This is a genomic window from Scytonema sp. NUACC21, assembly GCF_054684315.1.
Genome location: NZ_BAAFZH010000103.1, coordinates 18,579 through 33,536 on the forward strand (window position 1 = coordinate 18,579; position 14,958 = coordinate 33,536).

Here is a 14,958-nt window from a genome sequence, read left to right on the forward strand (position 1 = left end):
TATTGTCAAAATCATCTTAAATAGATGATGATTTTGTTTATTTTATATCTTTTGAGATTCAATTAATGTTTAGTTTTGGTAAAGAAATATGCTATTTGTAATATCCTTATGAATAAAATAGCGACTCTTATAATTAAACAGTGGAAATTGTTATTGGCTTTCAATCTGCTTGTCATATTAGGTACGGCGGGAGCGTTAGTAACTGCTAAACCAGTTTGGACTGCAGGAACACAACTGATTCTGCCAAAAACAAATAGCAAGCTTGATGCAAATTTGGGAACTCTTGGTTCTCTCAAAAATGGTGAAGTTGGTTTTTCCACTGAAGTTAATCCTCTCAATGTCCAGGCATCTATCATAACCAGCGATAATTTGCTAGAGAGGGTATTAGCCGTCGATCCTGAGAAAAAAAAGTTTAAAAGCATTTCTCAGTACAGAAAATTATATACAGTCAAACCAGAGGAACAATCCACAATCATATCGCTGACTGTGAATGCTTCTAGCCCAGAACTGGCACTTCAGCGAGCAACCGTCATCACAGAAACCTATCAACAGCGACTTAATGAGTTACGACTAGCTAACAGTCGCGCACGCCAACAATATAACAAGCAAGAATTAGAACAAGCCAAATTACAATTAACTCTGGCACAAAACAATTTAGCAAAATTCAAACAATCCAGTGGCATTGTTAACAACGAAGAACAAACTAAAGGCATTGTTACCACAATCAACAGTTTAATTGGTGCTAGGGCGCAAGCTATAGCTGCAGCTATGGCTAATGAAAGCCGTGTCAAAGTTCTTTCAGCACGGCTAAATTTGTCACCTGTTGAAGGAATTCACTCCTTGAGCTTGGGCGAAAACCAAGACTATCAGGTTGTGCGCCAACGCTTGTCCGATTTAGAAACTTCTCTACGTCAAAAACAATCTCTCTTTACCAACGAGCATCCAGAGGTAAAAACCCTGCTCTTACAACGTACACAATTGCAACGTGTCCTTCAGCAATACATTGCACAGGCGGCAGCTGGTACTAAAATTGATAAGACCTTAGCGCCCAACTATGCCCAAGGTCGTGCTGCTTTAATCCAACAACTGGTTCTGGCGGAGAGTGAAGCCAGTGCGCTACGGAAACAAGCACAGCAACTTGACAATCAGATAGCCCAACTTAAAGCCACGTTAACATCTGTACCTCAAAATCAGGCAAAACTGTCAGAACTACAAAGACAACTTGATGTCAGCGCAGGGGTTTATAATGGTTTGCTGGCTCAGATACAGCAGAACAATATAGACGCCTTTGATGCATACCCAAACGTACAAGTTCTGGATGCACCTCAGGTGGAACCTAATCCCATCAGTCCCAAGAAGACGTTAATGGCGATCAATGCCTTTTTAGCGTCAGTAATTGGCAGCATTGCTTTGGTGTTGTTTTTAGAAAGCCGGAACCCTCTGTTGAGCGCTAAAGACTTACAGGCTCGAAAATTCGCTCTTGTGCAAACTATTCCCCGAATCAAAAACTCTACAACAAAATTTGAACTGGCTCATGAAACAGAAGTTGAGTTTCAAAGGCTTGCTTCTGCAATCAGCTTACAACCTTTACAGAATCGTCGGTTGTTAGTGACAAGTGCCATTGTGGGAGAAGGTAAAACAACTGTTGCTATAGGGCTGGCTTACGCATTGGTGGATTTAGGCTTTCGGGTTCTGCTAGTAGATGGGGATTTCCGGAGAGCAGAATTGAGCCGCCGCTTGGGTTATACTCAAGCGATCGCAACTCATCAATTGCAAGTTGTCATACAACCCAATCTGGATTTACTACCAAGTTTGCCCAAGCAAAGCAAAATTATGGAAACAATCAAACGAGGGGGTTTTGAACAAAGATTGGCAGTTTGTGAAGCAACGGGTGACTATGATTACGTTATTGTTGACAGCGCCCCTGTCAGCTTAACGAGTGAAACAGCCTTGATGGCTACCATTATTTCTAATGTGCTGTTTGTTATTCGCCCTAACAGTAGCTACAGAAACCCTGTAAATGAAAGCTTCGCACAACTTACCCAACATAATGTTCAAATTTTTGGTTTGGTTATCAATGGTGTGGACAGTAAAACTACACCTTACTCTCAACCCCCTCAAGCTTCTGTAACTTACTGATAAAGTTTATGCGACGTAGAAATATTATTAAGTTGACAGCAGCCAGTACTGTTACTTTTGGCGTATTAAACACTGTATGGCAATCTTGTAGTGTTGCTTCTAAAAAGACGGCTCAAATAAGTATCGATTGGACAAATCAAATAGCCCAATCTACCCCCTTCACCTTTGGCTCTAACGATTATGAAATCTTAACTCCGGAACGCGCCGCAGATTCTGTTTATCAAAACCATATTCGAGAACTGGGTATTCAGTTAATTCGCATTCATCAAGCTCAGTTAAGCGATCGCTGGACTGATACCACAACCAAAACATGGAACATCCCTAAAATTAAAGCCGGATACGATGTGTCTTATCCCCAAAAATCTACTATTATTCAGAATATTCCTGGATGGCCCAAGTGGATGGCACAGAACAAAGACGGTTTATTGGATAAGTCCGAGTACGATCGCTATGCTACTTTGTGTGCCCAACTCGTGGAGATTCTGAACCGCCGCCTTCAGAAAAAAGTCATGTACTGGGAACCGTTAAACGAACAAGAAGTTCGTTACGATAAAGCCTGGAATTTGGATGAACTTTGGATTATTTACAATAAGGTAGCGAAGGCAATGAAAGCAGTGGACCCTCAAATCAAGGTAGGGGGACCAGCGCTGACTTGGGACAATTCAAGAAGACTTGCGGCTTTTCTGACAGCTTGCAAACCGAATGTAGACTTTATCTCTTGGCATCGTTATGGTAGCAAAGATGCACGGCAATCTACAGATGGGATTATGTCTTACACACCCAACTATGCACGGCAAGTGAGAGAATTTCGGGCAGTTGCAGCGAAACACATACCAGAACGTCCCGTACCACTCCTACTAGGTGAATACAATATTAACTATGTGTGGACATCTGGTGAAAAACGACAGCATAACTATATTGGGGCGGTTTGGTTTGCATCCGTACTCAAACATTTAGCCGATGTTGGCATTGATATGGCAGCTTCTTGGCATCTTAAGGATGAAATCTACGGTATGATTGACCCAAAAAATAACCTGCGACCTCCTGCAACTATATTTGCCTGGGCAAATAAGTACTTGATAGGTGCAGTGATGCAAACGATCGGCGATCATCCCTTTGTAGAAGCATTGGCAGTGCAAAAACAAAATGGCAAACGCAGTCTATTGCTCATTAACAAATCATCTCAACCTATAGACCTCCGCCTTGAGTCCAAGCAATCGCTAACCAAATCCAACGCCTTACAAATGTTGTCCCTGGATGCTAGTGGTGTTCAAACCAAGACCATAACTGTAAATCTGCTCCAGCAGGCGATCGTATTGAGTTCCTACTCGGTTACGTTGTTGATAACTTAATGAAAAAAAACCCAATCTAACCGCCTATATGCTCGCACTCAGCGTTTTTGTGTTTATATTAAGTCCGGTTAATTAGTTATGATTAAACAATAATCGCAAAAACCGGAAAACCCGCTCCCCCTCTCCCCATCTCCCCCTCCCCCCATCTGCCTTAATGATAAGTCTTTACCCGGACTATTAGTGGCGATCGCGCTTTAAACAATAGCGTAGGGGACTAACTAGTAGTCCCCTTGACTATTTCAGCAGACACTATCTGCCAACACATCCTTTTTGTACTAGACACATGCTCTAGTTTTGTTTTGCTTGCGGCGATTGACCAAGCTAGCAGTTCCAAAAATGGCTCCTAAACCTAACAAAGTTCCTGGTTCAGGTGTTTTGGCAGTGTTAGCGCTTGTTCTGGCTATGACTTTGAAATCAGGACCGTTGTAAGTACTCTTAGAAACTAGCTGAATACTCTTGAAAGAAGTAACTCCCAACTGTTTCAGACTGACTCCCCAAGAACCAACTCCTTGAGCCCCACCAATTTCTGTGGTATCAATTGAGTAACCCGCAGATGTTTGCGCGTTTCTGTCGAGTGTTATAAAGTTACCAACGAGGTTTCCATTTTCATCAAGTGCTTGAACACCCAAGTCACTGTTACCCACGCCATTTTCCATACCTCGTTCCCAGAAGAACAAGCTATCTAAACCAGTGCCATCTTGCTCAATAACACTGTCAAAGGTGAGATTGAGGGTAAATTGCTGTACGGGACCCCAGTCTTCAGTGTCAATGATGTTGCTTAAGTTATTATTGCCCAAGAAAGCAGCAATTTCAGCACCAGTTGGGTTATTTAATCCCGAAACAGGCAAGGGAGAAGTTGCTTTATCACCTTTCTCCGTGCTCATTGCCCCTGTATTGTTATTGTATTGTCCTGGTGTACTGGTTTCCTTACCTTGTATTGCTGGGTCTGTACTCAGCACAATTGGTGTATTGTTTAAAATCTTAGCTTCCTTTACAAAGGAGAAATTGTTAAATGTTACGCCATTTTGGGTAATTGAGTTCAACCAAATATCACCTACGGTACCATCTGTTACAGTGACATTTGATTGAAAACTAGCTGCTTGAGCAGACGTAGAGAGAGATAAAAACGTTCCAAAAATCCCGAGAAGAACAGTAGAATACTGATGGAATTTCATGATTTCCTCCAAGCTATTAATGATATAGTTCTCTAAGAGCTTTTTTTACTGAAGTTGAAGTTACGAGAAATCTTGCAAAAGGTTTCTGTGCCCTCAGAGTAGGAGTCTGGGGAACCATGCATAGCAAACCTGAAGGCAAAAGCTTTCCAAAGCTTCGCTTAGAAGAGCAGGCTTTGTTAATGTTGGTGACTTTTAGTTGTTAGGTACTAGTGCAAGATGTCTGTTAAATTTTTTGTTAGCTTCTAGCTAAGAGAGACAATGTCTGGATTGCTTTACCAAAAACCTATTTCAACTATCTATTCTTCATAGAATAAAGAAAAAGTATTTGGGCTGCCATTGTTATTTAGTTGAAGTAACTCGGAAAAATTTCCTTCCCCCTTTAAAAATATCTTCTACCAAAAATCCTAGGAAGCCATCCGGAAAAATAAGGATTTTATTGAAAATGCCTCAAAGGTGTAATTGTCAGTTATTCCGAACGAGAAATTATCTAAATTCATATAATATTTACATGAGACTTATGAAAGTTGACAAAGATAAGTACCCTTCATAGTGCTCCTTGGTAGTTCTCCTGACGAGAGTGTTCTCTGAAAATGGGAGTCATTGGCTTAAACTTTCTACTTAACTAATTCTTTACGAAGTGACCATTTGGCTTCATAAGTAATTTATTTAATGTCCCAGTATAGCAATCCGAAATTATTCTTGAGAAAGTACTTGGCAAGAATATAGTATTATTTTTTCTAAGTATATTTCAAAAATCAGGTTATAATCCTTAATTTATCGTAACAATTAAGCATCAAATCTTTAACTTAGCTCTCTAACGAAAAAGCACGGTATTTTCTTATAAGTAAGTCAGTGTAAATAAACATAACTTGGTGTTAGGAGTGATAGTGGTTAGTGGTTACTCATATCTTGCACCAGCACCTTATTGCAAAAATCAAAGCCCAAAAAGCCGATCCCGATCGTAGGTAGGGCTATGCCGCACACCTCCTCCCACAAAGAAGGTGCAAGATGTCAGGTTAGTAGGCTTGAGATCGTCTCAATATTTGTTTACATAGATGGGTTTATTTGCACCTACCTACTTAAATAATTTAGCTTAATAGGTCAGAAGCCCCACACCTCACCCTGTTCTTAAACTCAACAAGCTTGCACTCTCAATTAATCAATAATTCTTTAACAAAAAGGTGCAAACGAGTCAGCATTTCGTCGGTAAAAACTTTGCGCCGATATTTTGTTGTAAGACAAAATCTACCTTCAGGTCACTGACTGACCTGGCTTTTGAACGCCCTAGCTTTGTTAATTACCTGTACAACAGCTAATGAGTTGCTACGTTCGACCTTCTATACAAATGCCCAGTAAAGGTAGATGCTGCCCAGATAAGACCACTTCAGACTAACTTTGAGGTAGCGTGGTTTTATGTGCTTGACCCATTAGACCACATTTTATTTTTAACAAAGGTGCAGGACAAAAGCCTCTAGCTAAAGAGTGATAAATGATCTGCTATATAAAACCTAGACAAGTCTAGACTTTACTTTCTACTTCATTGGGAGCATGGGAGCGGTTATCCCTCAGCTTTGCTTTCACGCCTTAGCCAGACGCTCCTCAATTTATTGATGGAGTTTGTATGCATATATCAACTTATTTTTCATACTTTATCCTTTTTTACTCAAAGCATAATCAATCCCAACCTCACACCAACAGCAACAGCTTCTGTACGTGTAGAGACCCCCAACTTTTGAAAAATAGAAGAGACGTGAAATTTAACAGTGTGCTCGGAAATTTGCAATCGTTTGGCGATCGCTTTATTACCCAGCCCTACACCCAGCATTTCTAAAACCTCTATTTCCCTTGGTGTCAACGCCTGTACGGCAGGCACCACTTTTTCTCGCCCGGTGGTATCTTTAAGGGCAAGTACATACTCCATAGCATCGGAGTGCAACACCACTAGCCCAAAAGCTACCGCCTCAACAGCAGCGACAATTTCCGATTCTGTGCTGCTTTGAGGTAATATGCCTTTGATTCCCGCACGTAACCCTGCTTCAAGGTCAAGGCTATCAAATTCGTCAGTAAGAATGAGAAATGCAGACGGTTCTTGCTGCTGTTGTAGAGAAAGCAATTTTTCCCAGACTGATTTTTGAAAATTGCTACTTAAATCTAGCAGCACAACTTCGGGCTGCAGTTGCTCGATTTCCCTCGCTAGCCCATCCAAATCTGATGTAGTTCCTATGACTGTCAGTTTGGAATTGGTTGTGAGCACGGCTGACAACCCTGCCCTCACTACCGGGGAAGCAGCAACTACCAGCACCCGAATCATATCGCCTCCACAACAGGGTAGCTGCCCAAGAATCGTTCTACCGTGCGACTTGGTATTGCGACAGCCAAACCGTATGCAATCATAGTGTTAATTCCAATAACTCGTCCAAGACAATCAGCTAGGGGACCTCCAGAGTTACCGGGAAACAGCTGAATATCAGCTACGATCGCAGGCTGTTTGCTGGCATGGAGAATACCGCTTGTCACAGCGCCACTGTCTCCAAAAGGATTACCCACTGCCAAGACGATCTCACCCACCCGCAAAGCATCTGAATTGCCAACGATTGCCGCATTTAGATCGGTAGCAGCAATTTTTAGAGCAGCTAAATCCTTTGTGGGGTCAATACCGATGCGTGTCGCCTCATATACCCGTCCATCCCATAGTTCTACTATTGCTTTTTTGTGAGTGGCAACATGAGCGTTAGTGATAATTAAGCCGTCAGAACGCCAGATAACACCAGAACCATTTCCAAAAGAACTATTACCCACTCTTACAGTGCTTTGACGCAGTTGTTGTGCGATCGTTGCAAACTCTGCTGTTATATCTAGAAACATTTTGTTGGTCATTTGTTATTGGGCATTTGTCATTGGTTATTTGTCATTGGTTATTTGTCATTTGTCATTTGTCATTTGTCATTGGTCATTGGTCATTGGTCATTGGTCATTGTTCTGTTCCGACCAGTCATCAAGAACGGTGAAAACTGAACCGATGACTTTTTGGTGTCTCCAATGTGGTGCCCTAGTCACAAATAATTCCCCATCAATGATTTCGTACCGATTGCCGTTATCAGGCAGCAATTCAATATCCGCCGTTGTCCAACGTACTCGGTCTTCAATGCTTTGGCTCATGAGCTTCATCTCCCGCGCTACAAATATTTTAAGGGGATTCCTATTTTTGGCTGATAGTTTCTTTGTCGTATATTTACAATGATATGATATAAAATTGTATTGAGGAGTAGTCCCCATAAAAGACTATTTACCCTCTCAAAGATTATCATTCTTTTTAAAGCACTAACCGTTTTCTTTTTTTTCATCGCTATGTTTTTGCCAAGATTTAGTGAGAAACCCAGTTATCAATGCTGCAACTAATTCAGAAATAATGCTGACGACAACCCAGAGAACGAAAGGATGAGGAGAAGGAGATGCTGTGGGAGAAAAGGGAATTTGAAGCGGGTTTTTGTCCGTGACTTGGCTGGAAGCAGAAATGATAATTCCTCCCACTGATAAACCAGCGCCTACTGCAAATTTTGTCAATTTCTTCGTTTTCAGCTAATTCTAAATATCCAGATAAATCGCTCTGAATTTCCGCGCTTTGCTACTTCCTTCATCTAATTCTTCTTCTTGTGGTAACCAAGTTTCTAAAAAGAATATATGTGATGAGGGAAATATGATAGCAATTTTGTATGAAGATACGCGAAATGTATAACGAACCGCGAAGGGCGCAAAGAACGCAAAGAAAGAACTGAAGAAATTTGGCGCAATCTCATAAAGAATTGGTATGAGTATAGTTGTGCGAAAAGTTCCACTCTCAGGCGATCTCTATTTTACTTGAGTTAAGTTGTAAGATTAAGTACAGTTTTGTGGCTCGTATACTGTGCCTAAGTGTCTGTAAAGGCGATCGCACTTCAAAATGTATAAAACCACACTGCAATAAACAGCGTGGTTGGCTTAAGATAAAGAGCTTTTAAATGAATAAATTAAATTTGTTTTTGTTGAGTGTAACTACAAAGCCTAGTGATAGCATTCCGGAAGTCAGACAGAAAATATGTCTGCCTATATTTGACTATACGGAACTAAACTATAAGTAAAGAATGCAGATTCCGAACGCTAGGTTTGCTCAACACAACGATGCTCTGGCGATCGCCTTCTGCTACCTGTGGGCGGGGAGATGGAGGTAATATCATCATTAATGTGCTATGATTGACCGAATGGATTGCTGAGGTGCGTTAGTATGGTTATGAGGATGCTCGTTTAATCTCAAATATATTTTGAGCTATGCTGCAAATATCTAACACAGTTATTATCCCAGAAAACGAGATTGAAATTAGTGCCGTTCGTTCTCAAGGAGCAGGCGGTCAAAACGTTAATAAGGTTGCTACTGCTATTCATTTGCGCTTCGACATTAAGGCATCTTCATTACCCGATTTTTATAAAGAACGGCTGCTCAAACTTAACGATAAGCGTATTACTCAAGATGGAATTATCGTTATTAAGTCTCAAGAACATAGAAGCCAGCTAAAGAATAAAGAAGAAGCATTACAAAGATTGCAAGAAATTATAAAAAGTGCAGTAGCTTTACAGAAAAGGCGTAAAATTACCATTCCAACTCGCAATTCCCAGTTAAAACGACTTGAAAGCAAAAGTAAGCGATCGCAAATTAAGTTAAATAGAAGGCACGTTAGCGATGATGATTAAAATTATACAGATATCGCGTCTTGCACACCCAGAAGTGGGAGGGAATGGTGGGCTACGAAGCAAAAAAGCTTGAACATCTTTCATCGGTAAATTTGCTGTGTAATCTTCTCATACTGTTGTGATTTTTGTGCGCGAGCTAATGCAATCTCGGCAATGGTCGCAACGGACATTCGGCACGGATAGCTAGCTTCTTCCCAATGGTGGCGCAGTGGACCTGCAATTTGCAGAGGCCAGCCCAATCTTTTCTCTATTTCAATAATTCGTGGACTAGCCTCTACCCATAGTTCGACAATGTTGTGGTTGACACAAAAGCGCCACATTTCAATGCAAACGAGCCAAAACAATTTGCGGCTACCTCTGTACTTTTGACCGAATGCCATTAAAGCTACATCGGCAACGTCCGTTCGATTGTATAAATTGAGTTCGGGCCAGACCGTGAGGCAAGGTAAGCCTTCTTCGGAGTTGCCTACGACCAACTGAAGTGCGCCAGCTAACTCACCACTAATATAGAGCGCGAAATAGACAGAGCTTGTGGGGTAAGCCCGAAGTTGATTGTCTGGCTGCCAAGATTGCTCAATGGCGATTTCTTCAAACAAGCTGATAACCCGCTCGACTTCTTCTCGATCGTATTGGTATGTTAGGAGAACAACCTGAATGTCTGCGTCCTGAAATGTCACTTCCATAAGTACCTCGTACAACTATTGATTACACTGAAAATAAACGTGTATGGCTGTGTACGCGATAGTTATACGGCAATCTTCCGTATAACTATTTTATGTGAGTTATTTACCGGAAAATTTCCGTCTAAATATCAGGGTTGTTTTAAACTCATCTAATTAACATTTTAATCAGGAAATTACTTACACTAGAATACTTTTAAGTAGTGTGAATAAATCACCCAGACACAGTGGTAGCTTTATCTACCTCATTGAAGTTGGATTAGTTTTTAAGCAAAGTCCAAATTAGTTTTAGGTGGAAAAGAGTGAAAGAGCGTTGCTGAAAGGTAAAATGCTTTCCAATTAATGAGTGAAGATGGGGCAAATTATAGCAGGGCACCGAAGGATAAAGATGGTGTTCTGCATGATAGTTTCCATACCAAATTACCCATCTTACGAAAAAGTTAGAAGAGGTGGTTCGGGTATTACACTGAGGATCTGAGCTTTGAGTACAGCCATAGTGTTCTGGAAGAATTGTCAAAAACGACATTGGATAGCTTACTATCAGGGGGCACCAATAAAACAGCAGGGCGTATTCCATCCACCAATAAGTTATAGTAGCGCTCAAAAGTAGCCACAATAACAGCGCTATATTGTCAATCTGTACGGCGCGACGGGCCTTTTCAGAACGAATGAAATCAGGGAAGCTTCCGAAACACGCTTCTACGGACATTTTCCAACAGAGGATATAAAAGGTTGATGTTCGCACAAAACTGAGAACATAGTCCCAGATGTTTGAAAATACTTTAATTTCCTCCGGCTGCTCTGGATCGCCAGGTACGTTTGTGTATTTATGATGTTTGAGATGGAAGTACTTGTAAAGTGTAAAGTTTATAAAAACTGGCGTTGACCAAAAGACCCCAGCCAGATGATTGGTTCGATCTGAGGAGCCGAAACAACCATGTACACCTTCGTGAATAGCACCCAAAAAACCACTTATAATCATTCCTTGAAAGCACCAAATTACAGCCCATAACCACCAGTCGTTTGTCCAGAAACCAACTAAACTCAGAAAGAAATATGTACTAAGATTGAATAAACTTACAATAAACACCTTATGGGGTCTTTTTTTGCAGAGGTCTTGGAGAATTTTACTCTCCACAACGAGTTCTTGAGGAATAGCAAATTGAGCAACCTTACTCATAGATATACCTCTTAATTAAGGATAACGATTAGCGTTGTATAAGTAGAACAGCTTAAAAAAACAGACTATGTAATTTGTTACGTGCTTGTAAATTTTTCCACTGACTTACTTAATATGACAGAAATACCCCATAGCAATCTTATCTGATTTATAAAAATTATTAGCCGTCAACACGCATATACTTATGGCGCTGAGGCATATTCATATGTAAATGTATGAAATTGCCATGTTTTGGGAGAGCCACGAGGGCGATACGGATGAGTGCCCGTAGTTAGCGATCGCCTCCTGGTATTGCCTGACTTCAACTACGCTCACTGTGTCCGGACTATAGTGAGAGAGGGCGATCGCACCCCACCAACATATCAACAATAAGACTTTCCCTTAGAACTATGGTGGAGTGAGATCTACCGCTATGTAGAGCGCGAAGCGATCGCCTTCTTCCGCCTTTGTCTGTTTGTAAAACACTATGTACTTGCAATACTACAAAAATTTGACATCAGACTGCACAATGAAGCGATCGCAAGAGCGTTGATGGCAATATTACCTCCATTCCCCTCACCTCGGTCAATACCTGCAGTTGCAGAAACCGTACCACCGCGACGCAGTAGCAGTAAATCGGTGTTGAGGGTAATGTTCCCACCATCAGCTGCAAAAGACTCTGCGTTAATTTCACCCCTGTCTTTTACGCTAATGCGGGGTGAGTTGACAGTCAGATTTCCTGCTTTGCCCTGACTGCGACTGCGAACGGACAAAGAACTTGGACGACCATTGATATTGGAAATTCCCATTACTTCTACAGAGTCTTCAACATTGATGACTATATTTCCGCCATTTCCGGTACTTTCCAATGCATCTGCAGCCACAAAACCACCGCCACGAACAATTAAGTTTCTGGCGTTCAAGGTTAAATTGCCTGCATCACCAGAACTCTTTGTAGATGTAGTAATAGCACTACCAAACGCATCATTTGCAGAACTACCGACAACTTCTACCAGATTGGAGGCATCAACGATGAGAGAACCTCCCTTGCCCGCGCCAAATGTACCCTGATATCTTGCACCTTCGATTGCGAGGGCTGATGGGCTTTAGCCCAACCTACGATCGAGATCGGCTTTTTGGGCTGTGATTTTTGCAATAAGGCGATGCTGCAAGATGTGAGGAGTTACGATAGTTGGAGTATGGATGTAAGTAAAAAAACGAACTACAAAACTAAACACGGTGCGCTCGCGCTATTGCACCTAAGGGAGGCGATCGCCTGACTTTTCACGATATGTAAAAAGCTCCTGCTGGAAAGTTTTTCAAGCCCTGATTTTTCCGTTAGCCATTATCATTAATTTAGAGTTATTAAGAATTAGGTCATGGAAAAAGCAACGCTATTTCGTGGTTTGAGAACTTCCCGTGAAAAGTCAGCAGCAACACACCTCAACGATGCTGTCGCTCAAGAGATTGGTTTTCCGATCTGTGGTTTTAAGATTCTGGGAGGGTATAGACAACGGAAGTAAAGTTTAGACTTATACTAGATTTAATGGGCAAGCTGTTGAATAATTGACACTCATGAGCTTTGATACGCTTCTCAAAACAATTCTTGTCTTATCTGCAAATCCAAAAGGGACATCTATGCTTCGATTGGACGAGGAAATTCGTGAAATTGAGGCTTCATTGCGAATGTCTAAAAATCGAGAGATGTTTCAACTAGTTCCGAGATTAGCAGTGCGTCCTAAAGATGTTCAGAAAGCGTTGCTAGATTTTAAGCCGCAAGTCGTTCATTTTTGTGGTCATGGAGCAGGTGAGCAAGGTTTGATTCTGGAAGATAATGCAGGGCACGCAAAATTAGTTAGTACTCAAGCACTAGCACAACTATTTAGTCTATGTAGGCAAGTACTTAAAATTCATAAAGCAGTAGGCTCAGGGAAGATTAAAAGGCAGCTTAATTTCTCAAGCCAAGAAATTGCAAGTCAGAAACGTCCTTCTCTTGAAAAGAAGTCAAATCAGAAGTTGTCAAAATCTCTTCAAAATGGAGTTGGTAGTATCAATCTTTTCTCTGAGAAAGGTGGCGAAACTGAGAAAGAGCTTCCACTTTTAGATAAAGCCTTAGACAAAACTTATCTTTTTGAAAGTAAAATTATACCTCTAAGCCACCAACTTCCAGCAACTAATCCGGAGGAGCATCAACCAGGAAACGAATAAGCTAGTTATTGAACACGTCGTCTTTCTCCTGTAGAATAAACACAGACTTTGGGTGATGTCATTTGTCACAATTTAGAAATGAGTACTTTTTGTCAATACCTCTTTATGTAAAAAAATATTAACTAATGTAGGCAGCGGCTTGTCAACCAATAGCGATCGCTTTCACTGTAGCAGCACCAGTTTTAGCTGTTGCGGGTACTGTAGGTATGGTTCACGCATTTTTCCAAATTCTCGATCACCACAAACAAGCTGTAAGAAACTATTACGAATCTTTAACTCAACAAGAATTAGAAACCTTGCAAGCCATTGAAAACGAACTGATTTACGAACACAAGAAAAATTTAGAGTTTTTGGCAGATTAGACCCGTTTGAGACTGAAATTCTTCTGTTGTTAGAACGACCCGTTGTTTTCACACCAACGGAAATGAAATATCTTGCCCAAATCGAACAGCGTTATCAAATTGTATGAACAAGAAAGATTGGACATATTGCCGTTCGGACTCTAGAAAGCAGCGCTTCAAACTTCTTATAATTAAAAGCGCTGCAACAGCACCGTCCAACACCTGTTTGTTAATTTTAACGCTACAACCTTTGTTTCAATTTACTTGGCAAAAAGTGCATAGTAAGTTTTCTGACCAAATATTCCGTCAGATAAAAGCCCGTTGTCTTTTTGAAACTGTTTAACTACTATTTCGGTTTTCGAACCAAAATCGCCATCAACGTTTAGTCCATATCCTTTCTCAACTAGCCGACGTTGAACTTTTCTCACATCTTGACCGGTGGCTCCCCGTTTTAAGGTATTACCAAACTTTGGTCGTAATTCTTCACGCACGCTGACCACTGATTTTCCGGGTTTCGTATTGTCATAAATGAGTTTCGCCGCTTCTTCCGTTGCAATGCGAACGCATCCGTTGGAGTCAGGGTACTCGGGAACCGTTGGATAATAATGAAGAGCAATTCCACGGGAGTCATCCTGAAAACGTGTTACCCATTCAGCTTTTGGGAATTCGCTAAAACGACGTTCGTGGCGAATCACCTCAAAATCACCTTTTGGAGTGCAATTTGTTCCACTTCTTTTACTAGTTGTAACATCATCGCAATTAACACCCGACAGACCTTCACCAGCGCTGCAGTGAAAAGGACCTTTTTTTTGTGCTACTGCATTTGGTCCAGTCCAAACGAGCGTCACTTCTTGCTTCCATAAGTCAACAATAACTGTTGATATATACGTTTCTGCCATTGGATTATTATTGATAGTAAGAGTGGTTTGGTTTAAATTTGTCTTGTTGACCTTAACTACAAAACTGAGGTGCAGCATTCCGGAAATCAAATAAGATTTTTCTGACTTTTTTATATTTGATTATTTATCTTCATGCGTTAGTCTACGGGTAAATTATTCGGATCGATACCTTGAGATTCCAAATAAGTGAGTAGTCTGACATCTTGCACAAAAAAATGATGCAATTTTAACACTCAGTACAAAGCCTGCATTCCTTATTTTATGGTTAAAAGCCAAAAAA

Annotated in this window: 15 protein-coding genes and 1 pseudogene; 5 read left to right on the forward strand and 11 right to left on the reverse strand. The window is 41.0% G+C overall.

Features of this window, described 5'->3' with window-relative positions:
* Window positions 1–108 precede the first annotated feature (108 nt).
* Together ACYRY3_RS34480 and ACYRY3_RS34485 are read left to right on the forward strand one after the other, a co-directional pair.
* Window positions 109–2,139, forward strand: coding sequence for a GumC family protein (locus tag ACYRY3_RS34480; protein WP_460206176.1), 2,031 nt, complete (start codon window positions 109–111; stop codon window positions 2,137–2,139).
* A gap of 8 nt (window positions 2,140–2,147) precedes the next feature.
* Window positions 2,148–3,491: a GH39 family glycosyl hydrolase gene (locus tag ACYRY3_RS34485; protein WP_460206177.1), complete on the forward strand. Its 1,344-nt coding sequence runs from the start codon at window positions 2,148–2,150 to the stop codon at window positions 3,489–3,491.
* Between the two features lie 275 nt (window positions 3,492–3,766).
* Here the strand turns inward: ACYRY3_RS34485 and ACYRY3_RS34490 are convergent, their stop codons facing one another.
* From ACYRY3_RS34490 to ACYRY3_RS34515, 6 genes and pseudogenes are all read right to left on the reverse strand, one after another.
* A complete protein-coding gene (locus ACYRY3_RS34490; RefSeq protein WP_460206178.1) occupies window positions 3,767–4,666 on the reverse strand; it encodes an exosortase-dependent surface protein XDP2 in 900 nt (299 codons plus the stop codon).
* A 1,154-nt stretch (window positions 4,667–5,820) separates the two neighbouring features.
* Window positions 5,821–5,921 (reverse strand): annotated as a pseudogene (locus ACYRY3_RS34495) (IS200/IS605 family transposase); the annotation flags it as partial.
* A 408-nt stretch (window positions 5,922–6,329) separates the two neighbouring features.
* Window positions 6,330–6,977, reverse strand: a complete 648-nt coding sequence (locus ACYRY3_RS34500) for a response regulator transcription factor (RefSeq protein ID WP_460206179.1) — start codon at window positions 6,975–6,977, stop codon at window positions 6,330–6,332.
* A complete protein-coding gene (locus tag ACYRY3_RS34505; RefSeq protein ID WP_460206180.1) occupies window positions 6,974–7,543 on the reverse strand; it encodes a S1C family serine protease in 570 nt (189 codons plus the stop codon). Before ACYRY3_RS34505 ends, ACYRY3_RS34500 begins: the two co-directional genes overlap by 4 nt.
* Before the next feature lie 87 nt (window positions 7,544–7,630).
* Window positions 7,631–7,825 carry a Uma2 family endonuclease gene (locus ACYRY3_RS34510; RefSeq protein ID WP_460206181.1) on the reverse strand — a complete coding sequence of 65 codons (195 nt, stop codon included), beginning with the start codon at window positions 7,823–7,825 and terminating at the stop codon, window positions 7,631–7,633.
* A 162-nt stretch (window positions 7,826–7,987) separates the two neighbouring features.
* On the reverse strand, window positions 7,988–8,230 hold the full coding sequence (locus tag ACYRY3_RS34515) for a hypothetical protein (protein ID WP_460206182.1): 243 nt from the start codon (window positions 8,228–8,230) through the stop codon (window positions 7,988–7,990).
* Window positions 8,231–8,971: 741 nt separating this feature from the next.
* On the opposite strand from ACYRY3_RS34515, the gene arfB reads away from it, so the two are divergent.
* Window positions 8,972–9,391 (forward strand): alternative ribosome rescue aminoacyl-tRNA hydrolase ArfB, encoded by a 420-nt coding sequence (arfB, locus tag ACYRY3_RS34520; protein WP_460206183.1) that lies wholly within the window; start codon window positions 8,972–8,974, stop codon window positions 9,389–9,391.
* Window positions 9,392–9,471: 80 nt separating this feature from the next.
* On the opposite strand, the gene ACYRY3_RS34525 is transcribed toward arfB, so the two are convergent.
* The 4 genes from ACYRY3_RS34525 to ACYRY3_RS34540 all read right to left on the reverse strand — a co-directional run bounded on the left by ACYRY3_RS34525 (window position 9,472) and on the right by ACYRY3_RS34540 (window position 12,153).
* Window positions 9,472–10,074: a hypothetical protein gene (locus ACYRY3_RS34525; RefSeq protein WP_460206184.1), complete on the reverse strand. Its 603-nt coding sequence runs from the start codon at window positions 10,072–10,074 to the stop codon at window positions 9,472–9,474.
* A 256-nt stretch (window positions 10,075–10,330) separates the two neighbouring features.
* Window positions 10,331–11,251: a fatty acid desaturase family protein gene (locus ACYRY3_RS34530; RefSeq protein WP_460206185.1), complete on the reverse strand. Its 921-nt coding sequence runs from the start codon at window positions 11,249–11,251 to the stop codon at window positions 10,331–10,333.
* A 201-nt stretch (window positions 11,252–11,452) separates the two neighbouring features.
* Window positions 11,453–11,620 carry a hypothetical protein gene (locus ACYRY3_RS34535; protein ID WP_460206186.1) on the reverse strand — a complete coding sequence of 56 codons (168 nt, stop codon included), beginning with the start codon at window positions 11,618–11,620 and terminating at the stop codon, window positions 11,453–11,455.
* A 95-nt stretch (window positions 11,621–11,715) separates the two neighbouring features.
* Window positions 11,716–12,153 (reverse strand): hypothetical protein, encoded by a 438-nt coding sequence (locus tag ACYRY3_RS34540; protein WP_460206187.1) that lies wholly within the window; start codon window positions 12,151–12,153, stop codon window positions 11,716–11,718.
* A 652-nt stretch (window positions 12,154–12,805) separates the two neighbouring features.
* Between ACYRY3_RS34540 and ACYRY3_RS34545 the strand changes: the two genes are divergently transcribed.
* Together ACYRY3_RS34545 and ACYRY3_RS34550 are read left to right on the forward strand one after the other, a co-directional pair.
* Window positions 12,806–13,438, forward strand: a complete 633-nt coding sequence (locus ACYRY3_RS34545) for a hypothetical protein (RefSeq protein ID WP_460206189.1) — start codon at window positions 12,806–12,808, stop codon at window positions 13,436–13,438.
* A 206-nt stretch (window positions 13,439–13,644) separates the two neighbouring features.
* The gene (locus ACYRY3_RS34550; RefSeq protein ID WP_460206190.1) at window positions 13,645–13,800 is read left to right on the forward strand and encodes a hypothetical protein; all 156 of its coding nucleotides are present in this window, start codon (window positions 13,645–13,647) and stop codon (window positions 13,798–13,800) included.
* Window positions 13,801–14,039: 239 nt separating this feature from the next.
* Here ACYRY3_RS34550 and ACYRY3_RS34555 read toward each other — a convergent pair whose 3' ends face one another.
* A complete protein-coding gene (locus ACYRY3_RS34555) occupies window positions 14,040–14,678 on the reverse strand; it encodes a L,D-transpeptidase family protein (protein WP_460206191.1) in 639 nt (212 codons plus the stop codon).
* Window positions 14,679–14,958 lie beyond the last annotated feature (280 nt).